Annotated in this window: 17 protein-coding genes; 7 read left to right on the top strand and 10 right to left on the bottom strand. The window is 59.7% G+C overall.

All coding sequences use genetic code 11. The features are described 5' to 3' along the window. Positions 1–133 precede the first annotated feature (133 nt). A complete protein-coding gene (locus tag ACXAIC_RS19465) occupies positions 134–1,180 on the bottom strand; it encodes an ABC transporter substrate-binding protein (RefSeq protein ID WP_475184054.1) in 1,047 nt (348 codons plus the stop codon). Positions 1,181–1,405: 225 nt separating this feature from the next. Between ACXAIC_RS19465 and araD the strand changes: the two genes are divergently transcribed. From araD to ACXAIC_RS19450, 3 genes are read left to right on the top strand one after another with little or no spacing between them, the layout of a single operon-like run. Beyond that, positions 1,406–3,151, top strand: coding sequence for an L-arabinonate dehydratase (gene araD, locus ACXAIC_RS19460; protein WP_475184051.1), 1,746 nt, complete (start codon positions 1,406–1,408; stop codon positions 3,149–3,151). After that, positions 3,151–4,050 (top strand): dihydrodipicolinate synthase family protein, encoded by a 900-nt coding sequence (locus ACXAIC_RS19455; RefSeq protein WP_475184048.1) that lies wholly within the window; start codon positions 3,151–3,153, stop codon positions 4,048–4,050. The genes araD and ACXAIC_RS19455 overlap by 1 nt, the downstream gene beginning before the upstream one ends. A gap of 19 nt (positions 4,051–4,069) precedes the next feature. Beyond that, positions 4,070–4,780: a ribonuclease activity regulator RraA gene (locus tag ACXAIC_RS19450; protein ID WP_475184046.1), complete on the top strand. Its 711-nt coding sequence runs from the start codon at positions 4,070–4,072 to the stop codon at positions 4,778–4,780. Positions 4,781–5,044: 264 nt separating this feature from the next. Here the strand turns inward: ACXAIC_RS19450 and ACXAIC_RS19445 are convergent, their stop codons facing one another. Further along, complete coding sequence (locus tag ACXAIC_RS19445) at positions 5,045–5,941, bottom strand: LysR substrate-binding domain-containing protein (protein ID WP_475184043.1); 897 nt, start codon at positions 5,939–5,941, stop codon at positions 5,045–5,047. Between the two features lie 111 nt (positions 5,942–6,052). Between ACXAIC_RS19445 and ACXAIC_RS19440 the strand changes: the two genes are divergently transcribed. After that, positions 6,053–11,959: a LamG-like jellyroll fold domain-containing protein gene (locus ACXAIC_RS19440; RefSeq protein ID WP_475184041.1), complete on the top strand. Its 5,907-nt coding sequence runs from the start codon at positions 6,053–6,055 to the stop codon at positions 11,957–11,959. A gap of 270 nt (positions 11,960–12,229) precedes the next feature. Here ACXAIC_RS19440 and kduD read toward each other — a convergent pair whose 3' ends face one another. The 7 genes from kduD to uxaC all read right to left on the bottom strand — a co-directional run bounded on the left by kduD (position 12,230) and on the right by uxaC (position 18,454). Then, positions 12,230–12,958 (bottom strand): 2-dehydro-3-deoxy-D-gluconate 5-dehydrogenase KduD, encoded by a 729-nt coding sequence (gene kduD, locus ACXAIC_RS19435; RefSeq protein ID WP_475184038.1) that lies wholly within the window; start codon positions 12,956–12,958, stop codon positions 12,230–12,232. Then, a complete protein-coding gene (gene kduI, locus ACXAIC_RS19430; protein WP_475184036.1) occupies positions 12,955–13,779 on the bottom strand; it encodes a 5-dehydro-4-deoxy-D-glucuronate isomerase in 825 nt (274 codons plus the stop codon). The genes kduD and kduI overlap by 4 nt, the downstream gene beginning before the upstream one ends. Before the next feature lie 22 nt (positions 13,780–13,801). After that, a complete protein-coding gene (locus ACXAIC_RS19425) occupies positions 13,802–14,119 on the bottom strand; it encodes a cupin domain-containing protein (RefSeq protein WP_475184034.1) in 318 nt (105 codons plus the stop codon). A 10-nt stretch (positions 14,120–14,129) separates the two neighbouring features. Next, positions 14,130–15,410 (bottom strand): TRAP transporter large permease, encoded by a 1,281-nt coding sequence (locus ACXAIC_RS19420; protein WP_475184032.1) that lies wholly within the window; start codon positions 15,408–15,410, stop codon positions 14,130–14,132. A gap of 1 nt (position 15,411) precedes the next feature. After that, the gene (locus tag ACXAIC_RS19415) at positions 15,412–15,903 is read right to left on the bottom strand and encodes a TRAP transporter small permease (RefSeq protein ID WP_475184058.1); all 492 of its coding nucleotides are present in this window, start codon (positions 15,901–15,903) and stop codon (positions 15,412–15,414) included. 100 nt (positions 15,904–16,003) lie between these two features. Next, entirely contained in the window at positions 16,004–16,984 is a 981-nt protein-coding gene (locus tag ACXAIC_RS19410) for a TRAP transporter substrate-binding protein (RefSeq protein ID WP_475184031.1), read from the bottom strand. Between the two features lie 27 nt (positions 16,985–17,011). Continuing rightward, positions 17,012–18,454: a glucuronate isomerase gene (gene uxaC, locus ACXAIC_RS19405; protein ID WP_475184028.1), complete on the bottom strand. Its 1,443-nt coding sequence runs from the start codon at positions 18,452–18,454 to the stop codon at positions 17,012–17,014. 94 nt (positions 18,455–18,548) lie between these two features. On the opposite strand from uxaC, the gene ACXAIC_RS19400 reads away from it, so the two are divergent. Beyond that, entirely contained in the window at positions 18,549–19,244 is a 696-nt protein-coding gene (locus tag ACXAIC_RS19400; protein WP_475184027.1) for a GntR family transcriptional regulator, read from the top strand. Between the two features lie 137 nt (positions 19,245–19,381). Here the strand turns inward: ACXAIC_RS19400 and ACXAIC_RS19395 are convergent, their stop codons facing one another. Next, positions 19,382–20,113 carry a FadR/GntR family transcriptional regulator gene (locus ACXAIC_RS19395; protein ID WP_475184024.1) on the bottom strand — a complete coding sequence of 244 codons (732 nt, stop codon included), beginning with the start codon at positions 20,111–20,113 and terminating at the stop codon, positions 19,382–19,384. 231 nt (positions 20,114–20,344) lie between these two features. Here ACXAIC_RS19395 and kdgD point away from each other — a divergent pair, with 231 nt between their 5' ends. Together kdgD and ACXAIC_RS19385 are read left to right on the top strand one after the other, a co-directional pair. Further along, positions 20,345–21,262: a 5-dehydro-4-deoxyglucarate dehydratase gene (gene kdgD, locus ACXAIC_RS19390; RefSeq protein WP_475184022.1), complete on the top strand. Its 918-nt coding sequence runs from the start codon at positions 20,345–20,347 to the stop codon at positions 21,260–21,262. An 86-nt stretch (positions 21,263–21,348) separates the two neighbouring features. After that, on the top strand, positions 21,349–22,326 hold the full coding sequence (locus tag ACXAIC_RS19385; RefSeq protein WP_475184019.1) for a Bug family tripartite tricarboxylate transporter substrate binding protein: 978 nt from the start codon (positions 21,349–21,351) through the stop codon (positions 22,324–22,326). Positions 22,327–22,386 lie beyond the last annotated feature (60 nt).

Here is a 22,386-nt window from a genome sequence, read left to right as displayed (position 1 = left end):
CCCCCCCCCCCCCCCCCCCCCCCCCCCCCCCCCCCCCCCCCCCCCCCCCCCCCCCCCCCTCCCCCCCCCCCCCCCCCCCCCCCCCCCCCCCTCCCTCCCCCCCCCCCCCCCCCCCCGGGCAAGACAGCCTTGATCAGTCTGATGCAATCTCTGAAAGGACCTGCTCATAGGTGTCGCGCTTGGCCTTAAGGTGCTTCAGCGCTCCGTCCGAGGGCAGGAAATTCGGAATGAAGAAGGAGGCTTTCTGCCGCTTCTGGATCTCGCCGGACTGGAAGATCTCGCTCAAGGCGCCATTGATCTGAGTGACAATCCCCTCATCCATTTCCGGATTGAAAAGAAAGAAAAATTCCTTGTCAAAGGTGAAGTCGCCCTTGGCATCCAGGGGCACATGGGTGTTGGGTGAGGCGTGTTGAAGCAGCGCGTCCCGAGTGGTGTTGCCCATGCCTTCGGCCGGGGCCTGTTCAAGCGTTGCCGGGCGGGCCGTGATCCAGACGAATTTCATGGCTTTCTGGTCGTCGTCGGGCAACTGGGTGAACTGCTCATTGGCCTGGATGGACCCGTTGATCACATCGGCAAGCCCGTCCCACATGGCCTGGTTCTTGTCGGACTGAGAACCGGTGTTCACGGCCACGATGTTCTTTTCCGAACCTGGAGCGCGCAGCTTGGCTGCATTTTTCATGGCTGAAAAACCGATTTCCGACACGCCCCCCGGCTGGATGGCTACCCGGACCTTTTCGCCCGCTTCGGCGGCGGCGAAAATGTCTTCCATGGAGTTGAATTTGGACGATTTGGGAACGAGATAGGCGTTGCCCGGATTGATGGCGACCGTGGGGCCGATCTTGTAGGAGGCAAACGGATCCTCATAGCCCTCCCGGCCATATAGATCGCCCAGATAGGACTGGTCATGGAAGATCATCAGTGTTGTGCCGCGGCTGTCCCGCTTGAGGGCCTTGAAGGCGGCTGTTGCGCCGACCGCGTCCACCTTGATGTTGATGCCCAGATGTTCCGAAAGGGCATCTGCCACAATGGCCGAGTTCTGATAGGTGTCGCCGCCGGTCGACTTTGATCCGATGACCAGACGGACATTTTTCGGCAGATCCTGGGCGAAGGCTGTCAGGGATGTGGCCGTGACGGCGGCTGCGCCAAGCGCAGCAAGGGCAAGCCTGCGAGTAAAAATCATGAGTTCCTCCCGTTGCACCGGCGCTCCTCAAGCGGCCGGCAAGTGCGGATCTGGTCCGCCTGTGCATGGTTATGAATGCGTATACATTTGCTGGCATATCCGGCGTCATCCTGTCAAGAGGCCATAAAAAATCGAGCAAAATCAGAAACGAATGCAGCTTCAAGGAGAGTTGACAACCGTAAATGTATGCGCATACATAGCGCAAAAATTGGATGGGAGAGCTGCATGGGGACTGGGAGAACACGCAAGGCGCCGGAAGAGTTGCGCAGCGCGCGGTGGTTTGCGCCGGACGACCTGCGGTCCTTTGGTCACCGTTCGCGCATGATGCAGCTTGGTTTTTCGGAAGACGAGTTCCGGGACCGGCCCATTATCGGCATGCTCAACACGTGGTCGGAGCTGAATTCCTGCCATGGCCATTTCCCCGAGCGGGTGGAAAATGTCCGCCGGGGCGTGTTGCAGGCAGGTGGCCTTGCCGTTGAAATGCCTGCGTTGTCGGTCGATGAAAGCTTCACCAAACCAACCTCCATGCTCTACCGGAACATGCTGGCGATGGAGACGGAGGAAATGATCCGCTCCCATCCCCTTGACGGGGTGGTGCTGCTGGGGGGGTGCGACAAAACCACACCGGGCCTTGTCATGGGGGCGATCACCGCAGGGGTGCCGTTCATTTTCATGCCCGCCGGCCCCATGCTGCGGGGCCACTATGCGGGGCGCAGTCTAGGCTCCGGGTCCGATGCCTGGAAATTCTGGGACGAACGGCGGGCCGGAAACATTTCCGATGCGGAGTGGCTGGGCATCCAGGGCGGGATTGCCCGCTCGGTCGGCACCTGCATGACCATGGGCACCGCCTCTACCATGACGGCGATTGCTGACGCCATGGGTCTGACCCTGCCCGGAGCCTCCTCGATTCCGGCTGCCGATTCCGGCCATCAGCGCATGGCCAGCGCGTGTGGCCGCACGATTGTGGAGATGGTCTGGACCGGTTTGACCCCGGAAAAAATCATCACGGAGGCTTCAGTCCGCAATGCGGCGGTTGTGGCCATGGCCACAGGCTGTTCCACCAATGCGGTGGTGCATCTGATTGCCATGGCCCGCCGGGCCGGGGTCGCGTTCACCCTGGATGATCTGGACGCGCTGGGGCGCGTCACTCCCCTGGTGGCGAATATCCGCCCGGCGGGCAAGGACTACCTGATGGAAGATTTTTTCTATGCGGGCGGGCTCCGGGCGCTCATGAAACAGATCGAAGACCGTCTTGAGATCACGGCGCTGACCGTCAACGGCAAGACGCTGGGAGAAAACATTCAAGGAGCGGTGGTGCACAATGACGATGTCATCCGGCCCCTGTCCAATCCGGTCTATCATGAAGGGTCGCTTGCGCTTTTGCGGGGCAATCTGTGCCCGGACGGCGCGGTGATCAAACCCGCGGCCTGTGATCCGAAATTCCATGTTCACGAAGGTCCGGCCCTTGTTTTTGACAGCTATCCGGAGATGAAACAGGCCGTGGAGGACGAGTCCCTGGACGTGACCCCGGATCATGTCCTGGTCTTGCGCAATGCGGGGCCGCTGGGTGGGCCCGGCTTTCCCGAATGGGGCATGCTGCCGATCCCCAAGGCGCTGATCCGCCAGGGGCACCGAGACATGTTGCGCATTTCCGACGCCCGCATGTCGGGAACCTCCTATGGCGCCTGCGTGTTGCATGTCGCGCCTGAGAGCTATGTCGGCGGACCGCTGGCCTTGTTGAAGACCGGCGACCTTATCCGTCTCGACATTTCCAGCCGCAGCCTGAACATGCTGGTCGATGACGAGGAACTGGACCGGCGCAAGGCCGCGCTGCCGCCGCCGCCGCCCAGGTTCGAGCGGGGCTGGGGCTATATGTTTTCCAGACATGTGACCCAGGCGGACAAGGGCTGTGACTTTGACTTCCTTGAACGCGGCTTCGGACAAGCTGCAGGTGAACCGGATATCTACTGATGACCCACGATCTTGAGACCGCCCTGACCGGAATTTCCGGTATTCTCGTAACGCCCTATGACAATCAGGGCGGAATCGCTCCAAATACGCTCCAGCCGATCCTGGACCGGGCCTTGTCCGCCGGGGTGCATATTCCGGTCGTCAACGGCAATACGGGTGAGTTCTATGCTCTGACCACCGAGGAGGCCTGCACAATGGTGCGCGAGGTCTGCGCCATGGTCGCGGGCCGGGCGCCGGTTCTGGCCGGGGTCGGGCGCGGTCTGCGCGATGCCTGCCAGCTGGCGGAAGCTTCGGCTGCAGCGGGGGCTGCGGCATTGATGATCCACCAGCCGCCGGACCCGTTTGTCGCTCCGCGCGGGGTCGTGGCCTATGTGGAAGCTGTATCGGCGGCAAGCGGCGGCCTTCCGGTTATGCTGTATTTGCGCAACGACACTATAGGCACACAAGGGATCAAGGCGCTTTGCGACTTGCCCGGGGTCAAGGGGGTCAAATGGGCAACGCCCAATCCGTTGAAACTGGCCGATGCAATTGCCGCCTGTGACCCGTCGATCGTCTGGGTTGGCGGGCTGGCGGAAGTCTGGGCGCCGCCCCTTTATGCGGTCGGGGCACGGGGCTTCACTTCCGGCCTGATCAATGTGTGGCCAGAGCGGTCCGTTGCCATCCATGCGGCCCTGTCTTCCGGCAACTATGAAGAGGCGAACCGTTTGATTGCGGGGATGCGGGTGTTCGAAGATATCCGGGCAGAGGAAATGAACGGGACCAACGTCACGGGGGTCAAGGCGGCGCTGCAGCTGCAGGGGCGGGATTGCGGCCCGGCCCGGCCGCCCTCCGCCTGGCCCCTGACCAGCCGCCAGCAGTCCCGGCTTCGGGAGTTTCTGGCTGAAAACGGCCTTATGTGAACGTGGGAGCGGAAAGCCGATGAATGAAGATACACGGGCAAAACTCGAGCAGGTTTCCGTTGCGACACTGGCAACAGCTCTTTACAAGCGCGGCCTGCGCCATCAGGTGATCCAGGGGGTGCATCCGGTCGGGCGCAAGGGCCGGAACATGGTCGGGCCTGCCTTCACCTTGCGCTACATGCCGGCGCGCGAAGACCGCAACCAGCTGTCTGAATTCCGCAATCCCGAACATCCCCAGCGGGTTGCCGTCGAAACCTGCCCGGCTGGTGCGGTTCTGGTCATGGACAGCCGCAAACAGGCCGATGCGGCTTCTGCCGGAGACATTCTGGTCACCCGGCTGATGGTGCGCGGGGTTGCCGGGGTCGTGACCGATGGCGGGTTCCGGGATGCGGCGGTGATTGCCGGTCTCAATATTCCCGCCTACCACACGAGGCCATCCTCACCCACCAACCTGACCAACAACGAGGCCATTGCGCTGAATGAGCCGATTGGCTGTGGCGATGCACCGGTGTTCCCCGGTGATATTATTGCGGGCGATGATGACTGTGTCATCGTCATTCCGGCGCATTTGTCACAAGAGGTGGCAGCTGAAGCTCTGGAAATGACCGCCTATGAGGATTTCGTGGTCGAACGGGTCAAGGACGGGCAGAGCATTATCGGGCTCTACCCGTGCACGCAGGCGGAAAACCGGACCGCGTTTGAAGCCTGGCGCAAGGCCAGCGGCCGCTGATAGACAGATTGACGGCTTCCCGACGCGGCACGCCCTCCGCGAGCGCGCCAGCCAGCCGCCATCCACATTCAGCACCGTGCCGTGAATGTAGGTGGCGTCCGCCCGGCGGATGATCCCAGTATTGTTGACGAGAAGGTCGATCTGCCCGGCTTCGAACAGCCGCTCGCACAACCGAGTACTGCTTCGGCAGTGAATGTTTGGGATCAGCTTTCGCGCTGAAGCGTGACCGCCAGCGGTACTGCTCCCGCAAGGCTTGAGCCAGCTTCAGGGAAAAGACGCCGGAGCGGGGGCGGAGAGAGCTTTGGCCGACTCCAGGAAACTGGCGATTTCAGGAAGGGATTTCTTGTCCCGCCGCACGATGGCGTTTTCGACGAAACTCATGCTCATTCTTGCGGAAGAGACGGGCCGGAACCGGATGCGGCTGTCTGGCTGACAGTCAAGAGTCGAGAAAAGAGCGACGCCAATGTCGTGTGCAACGGCTTCGCGGATCACTTCCCGGCTGCCAAAATCAAGAACACGTTTGGGTTCAAGGTTTTCAAAAGACATGGCGCGCTCGGTAAGGACGCGCGTGCGGGAGCGGCTGTCCCGGTATATCAGCGTTTCTTCCGATAGTTCTTGAAGTGTGATGCTGTCTTTGGCGGCCAAGGGGTTCCTTGCCGAAACCGCCGCCTGAAGGTGATCGGAGCGTATCGGCAGAATGAAAAGGGAAGCGCCACCAAGGGGGGGATCCACCGAAATCCCCGCATCGAAGTCGCCTTCCTCGACTCCCTTGATAATCTCGCCCATGGTCGTGAGCCTGAGTGTAACGTTCAGGTCCGGCTGATGTTTGAGCATCCTTTTCACGATCTGAGCGCCAAGCCGCGCGCTGTCGGTGGCGATCGTCAGTTTGCCTGTCGACGGGAATTTCTGGCGATCCAACATACGATCGACATCTTCTGATGCAGTCATAAGTTGAGTTGTTACAGAAAGGAGGTCACGGCCTGCATCCGTCAAGGCCAGCCTCTTGCCGAGCCTGTGAAACAGCTTGACGTTGCTGCGTGCCTCCAAATCCTTGATATGTTGTGAGATTGTCGGCTGACTCAGGTTGAGCGCCGCAGCGGCTCGGCCGACACCGCCTTCTTGAACCGTCAAATGAAACGCGCGAATCTGAGCATAATTCATAGCTATAGCCTATGTCATTGTGCGATGAAATCGATTTGTCTTATGTTTCTAAAGATTGCAAGACCCCGTTAGGGATTTCTGAAATTTTCAAGAGATTGCGACGGGGGCGACATGTCGAGAGATTTTGCAAACCATAAGATCGGTCTTGCCAGCGAGTTGCCGGTGGATCTGATTGCCGGTGCGGACACCACTGTCTTGAGCTTTCCAGCTCATGCGGATGACGAAGGACTGCGGATCAAACCGGTCAAGACCATGATCGGCGAATATGCCGTAGCGTTTGACGTTTTTTTTCCGTCCACCAGCGCCGCTTATATCAGCTTGATGCAAACGGGGTCCGGCGATGGGGAGCTTTTTCTCAAGAACAATGGCGACGGGACAGCCGGCATCGGAATTTCAGGAAGTTACAAAGGCAATGTGGCATTCGATGCTTGGAACCGTATCGCCGTCACAGTTCAAAAGACCGACAGCGGCACGGTTCTCACGTCCTATGTCAACGGCGAAGAAGTCCAATCACAAAGTCTTGGCGACACCTCCCGCTGGGATATCGGGGAAAACGGTCTGCTGCTGTTTTCCGACAATGACGGTGAAACAGCGCCGGGATACGTGTCTTCTGTCTTTTTCATGAACGACCCGGATTTTTCGGCGGTTGGTGCGGCCATCGCGGCGGCACCGGTGCCCGATGCGAATGGCTTTTTCCCCCAGGCGCCTGCAAGCTCTGCGACGGAAGTGAATTTCACCGGCAATGACATCACGCCACGCTATGGGTCCGCGGCCGTCGTTCTTGAAGGGGAAAACCTCCGTTCGGTGGCCACGTCCGGTGAAAGCCGGTTCGGTCTGGCCTCACAGCTGGGCGTCGACGGGCCCGGCGCGGACATTCCGGTGCTGCAGCACGGTGCTTATGGCCCCGATGAAGCCGTGGCCGTCAAGATAACGGGGCTGGAAACCCCCCTGTCTTCCTACACGATGGTGTGGGATGTGAACCTGCAAGAATTCCCTTCCGGCTACCACTCTCTTTTCCAGACCGATACGGCCAATGGCAACGATGGGGAGCTCTTCGTACGTTCGGACGGCGGACTGGGGATCAACGGGTCGTATGAGGGGAAGGTCCCCGAGGACACGTGGGCGCGAATTGCGATCACGGTGGAGAGCGATGGAGGAAAAGCCACGCTCACCAAATATATCGACGGTCAGCAGGTTGGCACACAAACAGTCGACCCAGCACGTTTTTCCATCAACCCGGACAAAGGGTTTTTGCTTCTTGGTGACAACAACGCAGAGGTCGGCAAGGGCTATCTGGCGCATTTTGCCTTGAGTTCACAGGTTCTCGACGGCGCGGCCATCGCAGCATTGGGGGGCGTCGACGCCCAGGGGGCGCTGGGGGGAGACGGAACGCTGGTCAAGATCGGGTTTGACGATTATGGCGTCACGGTTGAAACAGGGGCGGCGCAAGCAGGGCTGCTTTCCGAGCAATCTTCCGCTGTTCAGCCCGATGTCACCGGTATCAAGGACATGCTGGTTGCGGTAGGTGACACCCCGCAGACCTTCGACTTGACGGATGTTTTCGGAGACAGCGCCGGAGACTTCCAGGTCACCACGAGCAACGGCGGCAGCGTCAATGCTTCCATCGAGGATGGGATCCTCACCCTTTCATATGGCGGTCTGGGTGTTTCGGATCTGGTCATCACTGCGCAGGTCGATGGAACGACCGTAACCGACAATGTGCGGGTACGTGTTGCAGGAGAAGGCGCCTACACGATCGCGATCCTTCCCGATACACAAGACTATGCCGACAGAAACGCCGGAGCTGGCGAACAGTCGACGTTCAACGACATCGCGAACTGGCTGATCGATAACGCCAGCGGTAAAAAACTGGGCTTCGTGACCCATGTCGGTGATATCACCCAGCATGCGGGCAGCTCGGAATTTGTCATCGCCAAAGAAGCCATGAACATGTTGCGCGAGGCGGGAATTCCGTTTTCGGTTTTGCCAGGCAACCATGATATCGGGGATGGCGGCAGTTCGAACGTGCGCAAGACAGGCACGTATAATGACGCTTTTTCAACGTCCTACATGTCCCAAGACCCGACTTTTGGCGGCGTTTACGACCTTGAGCCGGAGCGTTACGACAACAACTACCATTTGTGGGATGCACCTGACGGAACCGGCTGGCTGATTCTCAATCTTGAATTCGGCCCTCGTGACGATGTTCTTCGCTGGGCGGATGATGTCCTGACGAAGTATGGCGATCGCAAGGCCATGGTCCTGACCCATTCTTACAACAATTTCGACGGGCGCCACGATCCGCTGGGCGGGGCGCTAAACGGGGAAGGCGCGGGATACAATTACGGTCTTAAGGCAGACCCGGAGGGAACCTGGGACGCGGAGTATCTTTGGCGCGAGGTTTTGACCAAACATCCGAATGTCGTGTTCACCGCAGGCGGGCATATTTTTGGTGATGGTGCTGAAACCGTTGTTTCCTATAACGATTTTGGGAATTCGGTCTACCAGTTCCTGGTGAACTACCAAGACGGTGTTTCCACGGAGATCACTGGCGCCGGCAATCAGAACAATGGTGGCAATGGTGGCAACGGGGCCATTCGCCTGGTGACGGTCGACCCGGCAAACAATGCCTTTTACACCGAGACTTACCTTACGGAGCTGGACACCTACGTGTCAGGCGCGCGCGGCAGCGGGGAGATGTCCCGTGACGGCCTTCAAGGCAAGTATGTGGGCCACGAGGAAACCTATACCGGCGTCGATCTGGGCGTCCGTTCGGCAGAAGCCGTCGCGGATGCGGGATCCGATCAGCATGTCACCGCGCAGGCAGGCGAAGATACGGTCGAAGTGAGCCTTTCGGCAGCCAAGACGAGCAATCCGAACAGCGAAACCCTGACCTTCCGCTGGTTGAACGATGAAGGCAAAGTCGTCGCAACCGGTGAAACTGCTTCTCTGAAGCTTTCCGCCGGTGTCAATGACTTCACGCTGGAAGTCGAGTCAGGGGACGGCACTATCAGCCGGGCAGACCATCGGGTGATCGTGGAAACCGAAAAGACCTACCTGGTCGACACCTTTGACGACGGGAACGCAGATGGCTGGGTGGCACCCGCCCAGACGGAGGCCGAAAAAATCACCTATGGCAGCGAGTCCGGGTTCGGTATTCCGCAGATCGGTGCCGATGCGGGTCAGATTGCGAAAGTTGAAGCACTCGCGCAACGGGAAGGTATTCTCGTGAAGCCGGCCGGGGACGCGGACTTGGTGGAATACACCCTGGTTTACGATCTTTATGTAAAGGCGGGCCAGGGAACGTATGCGGGTCTTTTCCAGACCGACCTGGGGAACACTTCGGACGGTGATCTCTTCCTGAGGAACAGCGGTGACGGATCTGCCGGAGTGGGCATCTCGGGAAATTATGAAGGTGAGTTCAAGTTCGATGCCTGGAACCGCCTGGCGTTTACCTTCTCGGTCGAGGACGGAGCCCATGTGCTTCGCAAATATATCAACGGCACACTCGTGGGAACACAGGAGGTCACGTCCGAAGCTGCCGGATCGCGCTGGACGGTCAGCAAGGATGGCTTCTTGATTTTCTCCGACGAGAACGGTGAAACGCAGGACATTCACGTCAGCTCCTTTGCATTCGTCCCGGCTGCGCTGGACGCGGCAACTCTCAAGGACCTTGGCGGAGTGGACGCGGACGGGCCGTTCGGTGCGGCGCCCGTGGACGGGTCTGTCCAGCTCAATTTCGACGGTGCGCTCGACAAGTTCGATTTCGGAATGGCAACCGCTGGCCAGGTCACAATCGGCCAGTCCAACGGAACCGCGTTTGCGGTCAAGGGCGGCGTTGCATCCGGGGGCGAGGGTGGTTCTCTCTTTGAATGGTCCAACGCGGCAGACAATGCCATCGTCTGGCAGAACGGGAGCTGGGATGACATTGTTTTCGAGACGACGTTCCATTCGTTCGACAATGACGTCATGGGGGTCAGCTTTCGTCATCAGGAAAACGGCGATCAGTACCGCGTGACCTTCGACGCGCAATCGAATGTCCGCAAACTTGTCAAGATCGTGAATGGGACGGAAACGCTGCTGGCTCAGGAAGCTGGCGGCTATCGCTTCAACAGTGACATTGATCTGAAGATCACGGTAATCGGTGACCGGATTACCGTCCAAATGGACGATCACCTCATCTTTGGCGGGCCGATCGCGGATGCAGCTCCGCTCGGGTCCGGGACCGTGGGGCTCTACAGCTCGAACCAGATGCGCGGGTATTTCGATGACGTCGTCGTGCGGGCGCCTGTTCTTTCCGCTGATGCGGGCGAGGATCAGCGTGTAGTCGACTGGGATGGTGACGGACGGGAAACCGTGGTTCTCGACGGCAGAGGCTCGGTGCTGCCGCAAACCGGCGTCAATGCCAGCTGGTCCGGACTGCCGGGGACTTCCGATGGCGTTGTTGTTGAAACGGAAGTTTATTCCGGTCTCAACCGCTTTGACTTCGCACTGGACAACGGCAAGTCGTCAGACCGCGTAAAGGTGGATCTCGTCAGTGGCGACCGCCTGATTGCCGCCGACAGGTTTGAAGATGGCGATCTGGCCGGATGGAAGATTGTTGACACGACCGAACTGGGAGATGGAGCGGACTGGGCTGTTGTGGACGGTGCGCTGGTTGAACGCTCCGGTTCCTACAGCCGCGAATTGACCTGGAACGGCGCCTCCAACGCTGACGTCTGGAAGCGGGGCTGGTCGCCGCTAGGGGATGGTGTGTTCGCCCTTCACAAGGGAACCTACGCTCTTTGGGAAGGCAATCAGTCCCTAGAAAATTATGGCATCGAGACGATGATCACCGCACCTCAGACCGGCGGCGTCGGTGTGATGCTCAATTGGATCGACGATGACAACTACTACAAGCTCGAGATTGACCTTCACGCGGGTTTGACGACCCTGGTCAAGGTCGTTGACGGCTACGAGAGCTATATCGGCCGCGTCACGACGGTTTACACGCCGGGTGACAGCTTCCACTTGCGGGCCGACAATGCGGATGGCCTGTTCCAGGTGTGGGTCGACGGGCAATCCATCTTCCACAACCCGATTGAAGATCACGATCTCGGTGCCGGGGCTGCGGGTGTCTATGCATGGGGGGCGGCCGGTGTCCGGTTCGATGATATCGCGATCGTCAGCCTCGAAGCGGCACCGGACGCTGTTCATCCGAACACCGGAAAACTGATCACGGGTACGGCAGGAGACGACGTTTTGTCGGGCACCGCTTATGATGACACAATGAAGCTCGGTGCCGGCAATGATGTTGGGATCGGACTGGGCGGCGATGACAAGATCTTCGGTGAAGAAGGCGATGACCGGCTGCAGGGTGGTGAGGGCTCGAACCTTCTTGACGGAGGCGAGGGCACGGACACGGCGGATTATTCGCAGTCAGCAAAGGGCATCTATGTCCGGATGGATCAGGGTTGGGAAACCGCGGTCTCGAACAAGGCTCTTGGTTGGTCCGCACTGGTTGCCGGTATCGGCAATGGCACCGTGGTGCATGACGAGTTGGTGAGTATTGAAAACCTCATCGGGACGGGCCGGGGCGATGTCATCGCCGGAAGCTTGGGGAGCAACACGATCCGGGGTGGCGCCGGGAATGATTATATCGGCGGCCTGGGCGGCGATGACGTGCTTCTGGGCGAAGAGGGCAACGACAAGCTGATTGGCGGCGCCGGAAACGACCTGATTGATGGGGGCGCTGGGAATGATATTCTGACAGGCGGCACCGGCGCGGACATATTTGTTTTCACATCGGGAAATGACGTGATCAAGGATTTCGGCAGCGTGCCGGCCGCGCGGAGCGCATCTTCCGCCGACGATATGGTCAGGATCTCGTTTGACGGTATCTTCAGCTTCGATGACGTCTTGGAGCATATCAGTCAAAACGGCCCGGACACCGTGATAAGTTTCAGCGATGCGGACAGCCTCACCTTGAAGGATGTTAGCGCCCTTACACTTGACGGCGACGACTTCCAGTTCGTCTGAAGGCTCGGGTTCTGCGCGTTTGCCTTGCCGGAAACGCGCAGAACCCGAGATCATTGCCGAAAGCCTTGGAAACAGATGTGCTGTCTTGAGCACACCTTCTTTTTCCGACCGTTTGTCAGGCCGGTGGAGGCGATGTCTCCGTCAAAGCGGCTCGAATCCCCTCGTCTTCCATTTTGGTGCGAGCGGAAACAAACGGATCTTCTATCCGGTGTGCAAGGCCAGACTTTAATACAACGGGGTAGATGTCTTCCCAACGCGGCAGGCCCTCCGCTAGCGCGCCAGCCAGCCGCCATCCACATTCAGCACCGTGCCGTGAATATAGGTGGCGGCCGGAGAGGCCAGAAACACGGCTGCCTCGGCAATGTCCTTGGCCGCGCCCCAGCGCCCGGCCGGAATGCGTTCCAGGATCTGCCGGTTGCGCTCCGGGTCGTTGCGCAGGGCCTCCGTGTTGTTGGTGGCGATATAGCCCGGGGCAATGGCATTCACATTGATGCCTTTGGCTGCCCATTCATTGGCCAGCAGCTTGGTCAGTCCGGCAACGCCGTGTTTTGAGGCCGTATAGGACGGGACCCGGATGCCGCCCTGGAAGGACAGCAGCGAGGCGATGTTGACGATGGCTCCCGTCCGCCCGTCCGCCAAAGCGGCCTTGCCGAAGGCCTGAGAGGCGAAGAAGACGGCCTTCAGGTTGATATCCATGACCTCGTCCCAGTCGCGTTCGGTGAAGTCGGTGGCGTCTGCCCGGCGGATGATTCCGGCATTGTTGACGAGAATGTCGATCTGCCCGGCTTCAAACAGCGGCCCGGCGGCCATGGGGTCCGACAGATCGAGGGGCACATGGCGTCCGGATGGGATCTGTGCCAGGGTCTCGTCGCAGCTGCGCCGGGCCGCGCACAGCACGGTGGCCCCGGCGCGGCCCATGGCCACGGCAATGGCCTGGCCGATGCCGGTATTGGCGCCGGTCACCAGCGCGCATTTGCCCTCAAGTGAAAACGGGTTCACCGCAGATCTCCCATGGCCACCATGTCCATATCCGTGAAGTCGACATTGTCCCCGGCCATGGCCCAGCAAAACGTATAGGCACCGGTCCCGGCCCCGCAATGGATCGACCAGGGCGGCGAAATCACCGCGTCTTCATTGGCCATCACCAGATGCCGGGTCTCGCTGGGCTCGCCCATGAAATGGAAGACGCGCTGCTCCGGGTCCAGTTCAAAATAGAGATAGGCTTCCATGCGCCGGTCATGAACATGGGCCGGCATGGTGTTCCAGACCGAGCCCGGTGCGAACTGGGTGTAGCCCATCACCAGCTGGCAGCTTTCGGCAACCTCCGGATGGAGGAACTGCAGGATGACGCGCTTGTTGCACATCTCGTCGGAGCCCAATTCGACCCGGCGGGCATCTTCCTTGCTGATTAGCCGGGTCGGGCAGGTCCGGTGGGCCGGGGCGGAGAGCAGATAGAAGCGGCCGGGGCCGGAAAAGGTGACGGGTCCGGTGCCGCGTCCCAGATAAAGCACTTCGCCTTGAGCGAGCTGATGGCTCGTCCCGGCTGCGGTCACGGTTCCGGTCTCGCCGATATTGAGAATGCCGAGCTCGCGCCGCTCCAGAAGCGACGGAGTGCCTGCCTCGCGGACTTCGTCCAGAACCAGCTCGCCATCTCCCGGCACAGCGCCACCCAGGATCAGCCGGTCATAGTGGCTGTAGATCAGCTTGATCTCGCCGTCGGCAAACAGCCCACCAGCATGGAAATGGTCCCGGAGCCCGGTTGTGTCGAGCTGCTTTGCGGTGGCCGGGTCGATGGCGTAGCGGGTTTCAACGGTCAGCATGTGTTTGTCCTGTGGTTGAACATCAGAGGAAATCGTCCCGGCGGGGCGTGAACGTGTCGATGAGGGTGCCTGGGGTGAGGCATAGACAGCCATGGCGGGCATTGGCGGGAATGACGAAACTGTCGCCCGGCCCGACCTTGAAATCGGTACCGTCAATGGTGAAGCGGAAGCTGCCGCTCTCCACATAGGTCGACTGGACATGCGGATGGCTGTGCAGCTTGCCTTCGGCGCCTTCTGCTTCAAAGCGGAAGGCGACTACCATCAGCTCGGGGCTGTCAGACAGCACTTGCCGGGTCACTCCCGGGTCGGCTGGGACTTTGGGGAAGGTATTGACAAACATGAGTCGAACCTCAATGGAACAGGGAGGGAAGCCAAAGGGAAAGCGCGGGAATGTAGGTGACCAGCAGCAGGGTGAAGACGGCTGCGCCATAAAAGGGCCAGATCGTCCGGATGGCGCTCCAAACCGAGATCTTGCCGACGGCACAGCCGACAAACAGCACGGTGCCAACGGGTGGGGTGCACAGGCCGATACCCAGATTGAGCACCAGAATGACGCCGAAATGCACCGGATCAACGCCAAAGGCAGTGGCGACCGGAAGGAAGATCGGCGTGGTTATGACGATCAGCGGGGACATGTCCATGAACGTGCCGAGGAACAGCAGCACGATGTTGATCATCAGGAGGATGATGATCGGATTTTCGGACACGGTCTTCAGGAAGCTGACGAGTTCTGCCGGGATCCGCAAAAACGCCAGCAGCCAGCCGAAAGCAGCGGCACAGCCGATTACCAGCAGCACCATGGCGGTGGTCCGTACGGCGGCTTTGGTGGCTTCAACAAATTGCGGCCAGCGTATGGTGCGGTAGGCCAGTGTGGTGACCAGAAGCGCATAGACAGCGGCAATGCAGGAGCTTTCTGAGGCGGTGAACACCCCGGAGCGGACGCCGCCGAAAATGATGGCGATCAGCAGCAGGCCGGGCACCGCGTTGATGAAAAGGCCCCCAAGGGCAGCCCAGCCCGGAAAGCCTTCCGTTGGATAGCCTGCTCGCTTGGCCACGAACCAGGCGGTGATCATCAACGCGGTGGCAAGCAGCAGTCCGGGCAGGATGCCGGCAGTGAACAGATCGGCAATCGACAGGCGTCCTCCGGCTGAGATCGAATAAATGATCATGTTATGGGAGGGCGGCAGCATCAGGGCGATGATGGAGGACATCACGGTGATGTTGACGCCATACTCAACGGAATAGCCCTTTTTGCGCATCTGGGGGATCATCAGGCCGCCAATGGCGGTGGCGTCAGCGGCTGCAGAGCCTGAAATGCCACCAAACAGAACCGAGGCGGTGATGTTCACCTGGCCAAGGCCGCCGCGCAAGTGCCCGACCACCGCTCCGGCCAGCGCCACCAGTCGGCGGGCAATGTCTCCGCGCACCATCAGCTCTCCGGCGAAAATGAAAAAGGGGATGGCCATCAGCGCGAAGACCGAGACGCCGGAATTCAGGCGCTGGAATACGATGACCGGGGGCAGGCCCATATAGAGGACGGTGGCAAGGGAGGCGGCGCCCAGGCAGAAGGCCACGGGGGTTCCGATCAGAAGCAGGATCGTGAAGGTGCCGAAAAGAATATAGGGTTCCATGTCAGGCCTCTTCCATGGTGTCTTCGCCGAACCGGGCGGTCGGCAATCCCGCAGCCCTGCGGATGAGGCGCTCAAGGGAAAACAGAAAGACGAGACAGCCTCCGGCCACGAGGGGCAGAAAGTCGATAGCGCCGGACACGCCAAGCGAGGGCAGTTTCACCTCCCAGGCAGACAGGGCCAGCTCGGCGCCATAAAAGGCCATGCCTGCGCCGAAGGCGGCCACCACCACATCGGAAATGCTGAAGAAGACCAGCTTTGTGCTGTCCGGCAGGAAGTAGAGCAGCACATCGAAACTGAGGTGATAGCCTTCGCGAATGCCGACGGCTGCCCCCAGAAAGATGAACCATCCCATGAGAATGACAGAAGCGGGCTCGCTCCATACCAGACTGTCATTCATAACGTAGCGCATGAAGACCTGGGCGGAGATGAAGGCGGTCATCAGCAGAAGCCCGGCTCCGGCCAGCCAAAGGGCTGACCTTGACACAAGGCGCATGACGCTTGCGGCGAACAGAAGGGGATTTTGCACGGGTGTTGCCTTTGACGCAGGGGCGTGAGAGGCGGAGCGCGGCTCAAGGCCGCGCTCCCCATTGGCATCAGTCGGTGGCGCGGATGCGGCTGACCAGATCTTTCAGCTTGTCGGACGTGACATGCTTTTCATAGACGCTGTCCATGGCTGCCATGAACGGCTCCTTGTCGATCTCGGTGATCACTTCCACACCGGCAGCCCGAACTTTTTCCTCAGAGGCTTTTTCGCGGGCGCTCCACATGTCGCGCATCACCGGCACAGAGTCCTTGGCCGCCTGTTTCACGGCAGCCTGATCTTCCGGGGACAGCTTGTCCCAGCTGGCTTTCGACATGACCAGCACTTCCGGTACGATCAAATGCTCATCCAGCGTATAGTAGCCGGCGACCTCATAGTGGCCGGAAGACTCGTAGGAGGGCCAGTTGTTCTCAGCCCCGTCAATGACGCCGGTCTGGATCGAGGAATAGACTTCGCCATAGGGCATCGGGGTCGCATTGGCGCCAAGGGCTGACATCATGTCGACAAAGATGTCGGACTGCATCACCCGGACCTTCATGCCGGAGAGGTCCTCGATCGACTTGATCGGTTTGACCCGGTTGTAGAAGCTGCGCGAGCCGCCGTCGTAAAAGGCCAGGCCCACATAGCCATGGGGCTCGAAGGCGGCCAGAATATCGTCACCGATGGGGCCGTCCATGACCGTGTGCATGTGGTCCACCCCTTTGAAGACATAAGGAAGGGAGACGACCTTGGTTTCTTCCACCAGGTTGTTGAAGGGGCCCATGGAGACGCGGTTCAGGTCGATGACACCGAACTTGGTCTGTTCGATGGTGTCTTTTTCCTGACCAAGCTGGGCGGAGTGGAACACTTCGATGCACAGGCGGCCGCTGGTTCTTTCTTCCAGCAATTTGCCCATATGTTTGACGGCTTCCACCGTCGGATAGCCGTCCGGATGGGTGTCGGACGATTTTAACGTGACCTCGCAGGCCAGAGCCGCCGTGCTGAGGGCGGCCGTGGCCAGAAGGGCTGTGGCAAGTGATTTCAGGACAGTCATGTTTTCCTCCCTGTGAATGGCTCCTCCTCAGAGCCGGTAGGCTTGTTTTGCAAGCCCGTAGGTGAGGTCGGCAGCGACCTCATAAGCCTCGTCCTCGTCCAACCTCCCAGTTGTCACGAGTGTGGCGAGGTAAGCGCAGTCGACCCGCCGGGCCACATCGTGGCGGGCGGGGATCGAGCAGAAAGCCCGGGTGTCGTCATTGAAGCCGACTGTGTTGTAGAACCCTGCGGTTTCTGTGGTCAGTTCCCGGAACCGGCGCATGCCTTCCGGGCTGTCGTGGAACCACCAGGCTGGGCCGAGCTTCAAGCTGGGATAGGCCCCGGCAAGCGGGGCGAGTTCGCGCGAATAGGACGTATCGTCCAGCGTGAACAGAATGATGCTGAGATTGGGTTCCAGGCCGACGGCGTCCAGAAGCGGTTTGAGAGCGGTCACATAGTTGGTCTGGACCGGGATATCGAAGCCCTTGTCCCGGCCATAGGCGGCCATGATGGCCTTGGAATGGTTGCGGAAGCTGCCGGGATGAATTTGCAGAACCAGAGAATCATCCAGGCTCATCCAGGCCATTTCGGTCAGCATTTGGCCGCGGAACGCATCGGCTTCTTCGGCTGAGCAGGTGCCTTGGAGCGCCTTCTGGAAGAGCCGGTCCGCATCGGCGGAAGACAGGTTCTCGGTGCGGGCTGATGGGTGACCGTGATCGGTGGATGTTGCGCCATGAGCCTTGAAGACGGCACGCCGGGTTCTATGGGCATTAAGATAGCCGCTGAATGTGGTAGCGTTTTCGCCGGTCAGGGCGCCAAACTGCTCCACATTTGCCGCAAAGCCCTCATAGTCCGGGTCCAGAACCGGATCGGGCCGGTAGGCAGTGACTACCCGGCCGCTCCAGACGTCGTCAGCGATCATTTTATGCCATTTCAGATCGTCCAGCGGAGACTCGGTTGTGGCGATGACTTCGATGTTGAAGCGCTCATAAAGGGCCCGAGGTCGGAATTCTGGCAGTTCCAGGCAGGCGGCAATATGGTCATAGGCCTCATCCGCGGTTTCGCTCGACAAGCGCCCTGACCAGCCGAACACCTCCTGAAAGGAATGCTCCAGCCACAGTCTCGATGGGGTCGCGCGGAACAGGTGGAAGTTCTCAGCAAACAGACGCCAGATCTTGCGGCTGTCCGTTTCCCGCCAACCGCCGTCCACACGGGGCACGCCGAGGGCGCTGAGTGCAATGCCCTGGGACTGCAGCATTCGGAAGACATAGTGATCTGGCACGACAAACAGCTGGGCGGGGTCCGGAAACGGCGCGTTTTCCGCATACCAGCGCGGATCCGTGTGACCGTGTGGGCTGATGATCGGTAAGCTTTTGATGCTGTCATAAAGCCGTCTTGCGACACCAAGGGCGCCCGGATCTGCCGGAAACAAGCGGTTTGGGGAAAGGCGGCCTTTCCCATCTCCAGTTGCTTTTATTGACTGTACCGGCACCCTATAGACTCCTACAGATCCATCAGGACTAGCTATGTTGTAGCTAGTAAACTGATATGCTAGTTTATTGGACGAGTCAATGGAGAGTCGATAGATGGCAGACAGCAGCGCTCTGAAAGCGCTTGAGCCGATCAAGATCCCGTCCGTGGCCGACACGGTGTTTGAAACGCTGCACCAGCAGATCCTGTCGCTGGAGCTGCCGCCGGGAACCAAAGTGTCCGAAGCAGAGGTCGCAAAGGCGCTGGGGGTCTCCCGGCAGCCAGTGCGCGATGCGTTTTTCCGGCTGTCCCAATTGGGTTTCCTGCTGATCCGCCCGCAACGGGCGACCGTGATTTCCAAGATTTCCGAAGAGGCCGTGTTAAGGGCGAAATTTGTCCGGATCGCCCTGGAGCATGCCTGCTGGACGGCCGCTATGGAGGTGATCACCGAGGCGCAAATCAGCGAGCTTGAAGATATTCTGGAGGATCAGAAAGAGGCCATCGCCGCCAATGACCAGAACCGGTTCCATGTGCTGGATGACGCCTTTCATCAGCAGATCTGTGCGATTGCAGGACATGACTATGTCTGGTCGCTGATCCGCGAACCCAAGGCGCATATGGACCGGGTGCGCTTCATCTCCCTGACCATCGGTGCTGCCCAAAGAGCCTATGATGACCATCTGGAGCTGATTGCCGCCCTCAGAAAGCGGCAAAAACCGTTATTGGAGGCGACCTTGAATGAGCATCTTGGCCGCATCGAACTCATCTTGCAGCAGATCCGCGCAGAAAAGCCGGATTATTTTCAGGGCTAAGCGCGCCGTGCTTCCTCAGGTTCGACTTTCGTTGCCGGACACCAAAGAGGTGACCGAAAAAGACAGAATGGCCTGACTGCGCAGGCACACGGCGGCCTTTAAGGGGGGGCGGGAGGTCCGGCCGGAAAGCCGACTGATCAGCCGGTCCCGGCAGAGCGCTGCAACAGGTCACGGTAGCGTGTCTGGCTGCCCAGAAGATGCTGGCGCATCTTCGCCCGGGCGGCCTCCGGATCGCATTCGGTAATGGCTCTTACAATCTCACAGTGTTCCCGGTCGAGAATGGCAATATAGGCCTTCAGCTCCGGGCCCTTCGTTGCCGTTTCGAGAGCACGGCGGGGAATCACGTTCGGTCCGACAAGCTCCAGAAACTCCCTGAACCGCGGATTGTTGGCAGCGTCCGCAATGGCTAGATGCAATTCGAAATCCATCTGGGAACTGGACTTGCCCTTCAAAAACAGTTCATGCAGCCCGTTGGAAATCTCGATGAGTTTTTCCAGCTGGGCCGGAGAGCGCCGCTGGGCGGCCAGCGCGGCGGCCTCGGTTTCCACGGCCATGCGCAATTCCAGCATTTCGATCATGGAGGAGATGCGCGCCGGTTCGATCTTCTGAAACGGTAAGGCCACTTTGCCCGAAGGGCTGCGCACAAAGACACCGGCACCCTGGCGGGATTCCAGCAGGCCGTCGGCGCGCAATGTGGCCACGGCTTCGCGGATCACCGTGCGGCTGACCGAAAACTCCTCCGTCAGACGGGCTTCGCTCGGCAGTTTGTCACCGACGGTGTAACGGCCGTCTTCAATCTGTCCCCGCAGCGCTTCACACACGGTGGTGGCCAAAGTCTTTTTGGTCGGTTCAGCTGTCTGGTATTTCATGCGTCGTCAGTGTCCCCAGGGCTGTCTATCTGTGTCTGAATTTGTATGATTTGTGTCCGATCTTGCCGTTAACCTAGAGCGACGACTCAGCGGAATCAACCGGTTTTCCAAGGCTTTTGAGGCAGGAGCGACTAATTTGAACAAGAGACAAGTTTTATTTTTGTATGATGAATTGTTGACATCATCATACAAGATGACGTATCTCCCCTGTTCAGCAACAAAGGGAAGGCAATGACTCCAGACCAGCTTAAAGACACGATTTCATCCGGCCTGCTGTCGTTTCCAGTGACGCATTTTCATGCGGACGGCTCCCTCAATCTCTCCAGCTATCAAAAGCAGATCGCCTGGTTGTCTGATTTCGAGGCCGCGGCCCTGTTTGCCGCTGGCGGCACCGGCGAGTTCTTCTCGCTGTCACCCGACGAAGTGGAGACGGTCGTGCGCTCCGCAAAGGAAGCGGCCGGGACCATGCCGATCATTTCCGGGTGCGGCTATGGTACAGAGCTGGCGAAGGATATTGCCCGCCGGGCCGAAAAGGCCGGCGCGGACGGACTTCTGCTTCTGCCGAATTACCTTATTACCGGGCCGCAGGAAGGCCTTTACCGGCATGTGCGCGATGTCTGTGCGGCGACCGGCCTCGGAGTTATGGTCTATAACCGGGACAATTGCGTGATCCGGACAGACACGTTGAAACGGCTGGCTGGTGATTGCCCCAACCTGATCGGTTTCAAGGACGGAACCGGCAAGGTGGATCTGGTGCGTGAGATTACGGCCACGCTTGGGGACAGGCTCTGTTACGTGGGCGGCATGCCCACCCATGAACTTTTTGCGGAAGCATTGTATGGGGCGGGGGTGACCACCTATTCCTCGGCGGTGTTCAATTTTGTGCCGGATCTGGCGGTGCGTTTCTTCAAGGCGCTGCGCGGCGGAGACCGGGCTTGCGTCCAGTCCATTCTTGAAGACTTCTTCTTTCCCTTCGCCCGCCTCAGAGACCGGCAGCCGGGCTACGCGGTTTCGGCGATCAAGGCGGGGGTGCGCCTTGCCGGATTTGATGCTGGTCCGGTGCGCGCACCGCTGACCGACCTGAGCTCTGACGAAATGGACATGCTGAAGGGGCTCATTGATACGGCAGCTAAAGCTGGCAAAGGCTGAGCTGACCAGCTTTTCGGCCGGGGACGCCCGCCGTCTGGCGCGTGCTGCGCACCTTTTATCTGGAAGTGAACCAAAGGGAGGAAATCATGAAAAAGACATTGAACGTTCTGCTGGCAGCGGCCTCGATTGGCCTGATGACCACGGCAGGAGCCCTGGCGGATTACCCGGAACGGGACATCCGCATGGTCGTGCCCTGGGGCGCGGGCGGCGGGACGGACGGGATTGTCCGTAAATTGTCGACCCTTGCCGAAGGCATTCTCGACACATCCATCTATGTGGAAAATATCGAAGGCGGCATCAGTGCCACCGGTGTGTCCGAAGTCATGAAGTCCAAGCCGGACGGCTATACGATCGGGGCACTCACCTATGACAGCGTGGTCACCGTGCCCTGGCAGGGACTGCTGCCCAGCTACAAGATGGACAAGCTGAAGCTGATCGCCCGCGTGACCAGCGAACCGGATGCCATCGTCGTTGATGCCAATGCGTCCTATGAAAGCGTGGGTGATCTGATTGCCGATGCCAAGGCGCATCCGGGCAAGGTGAAGGTTGCCATTCAAAACACCGGATCGCGCACCCATCTGGCGCTGCTCCAGCTTCAGGATGCCAAAGACGTCAAGTTCAACCTGATCGCCTATCCGGGCGGGGCTGCTCCGCAGAAGGAAGCGATCTTGAACAATGAGGTGGACGTGGCGGCCACCAGCCTGGGTGATTTTGCCTCGCTTATCCAAAGTGGCGATGCAAGGGGGCTGATGGAGTTCTCCGGAGCCCGCAATCCGACCTATCCGGATGTGCCGACGGCGGCCGATGAGGGCCTGGATATCCGGGTGGGCAGCTTCATTGTCCTGGCCGCACCGGCCGGAACGCCGGACAATGTGGTCGAAAAGATCGAAGCGGCCTACAAGCAGGCGCTGGAAAGCGACGAATTCCAGACCTGGGTGTCCAATGTGGGCGTCACTCCGGACTGGATCGGCACGGCCGATGTGACTGCCTGGGCCAACGAGACGTCCAAAACCCTGTTCAAGCAGATGGATGACCTCGTCGAAAAAGGCGTCATCTCCAAGTAAGACCCCTCTTGGGATGGGGCGCCGGCCCGGAAAGCCGGTGCCCCATTTGTCCATGAACAG

The organism is Roseibium sp. AWQ4_254 (assembly GCF_056161025.1).
Note: the sequence above shows the minus strand (reverse complement) of the source record. Positions and strands in the feature narration are given on the sequence as shown.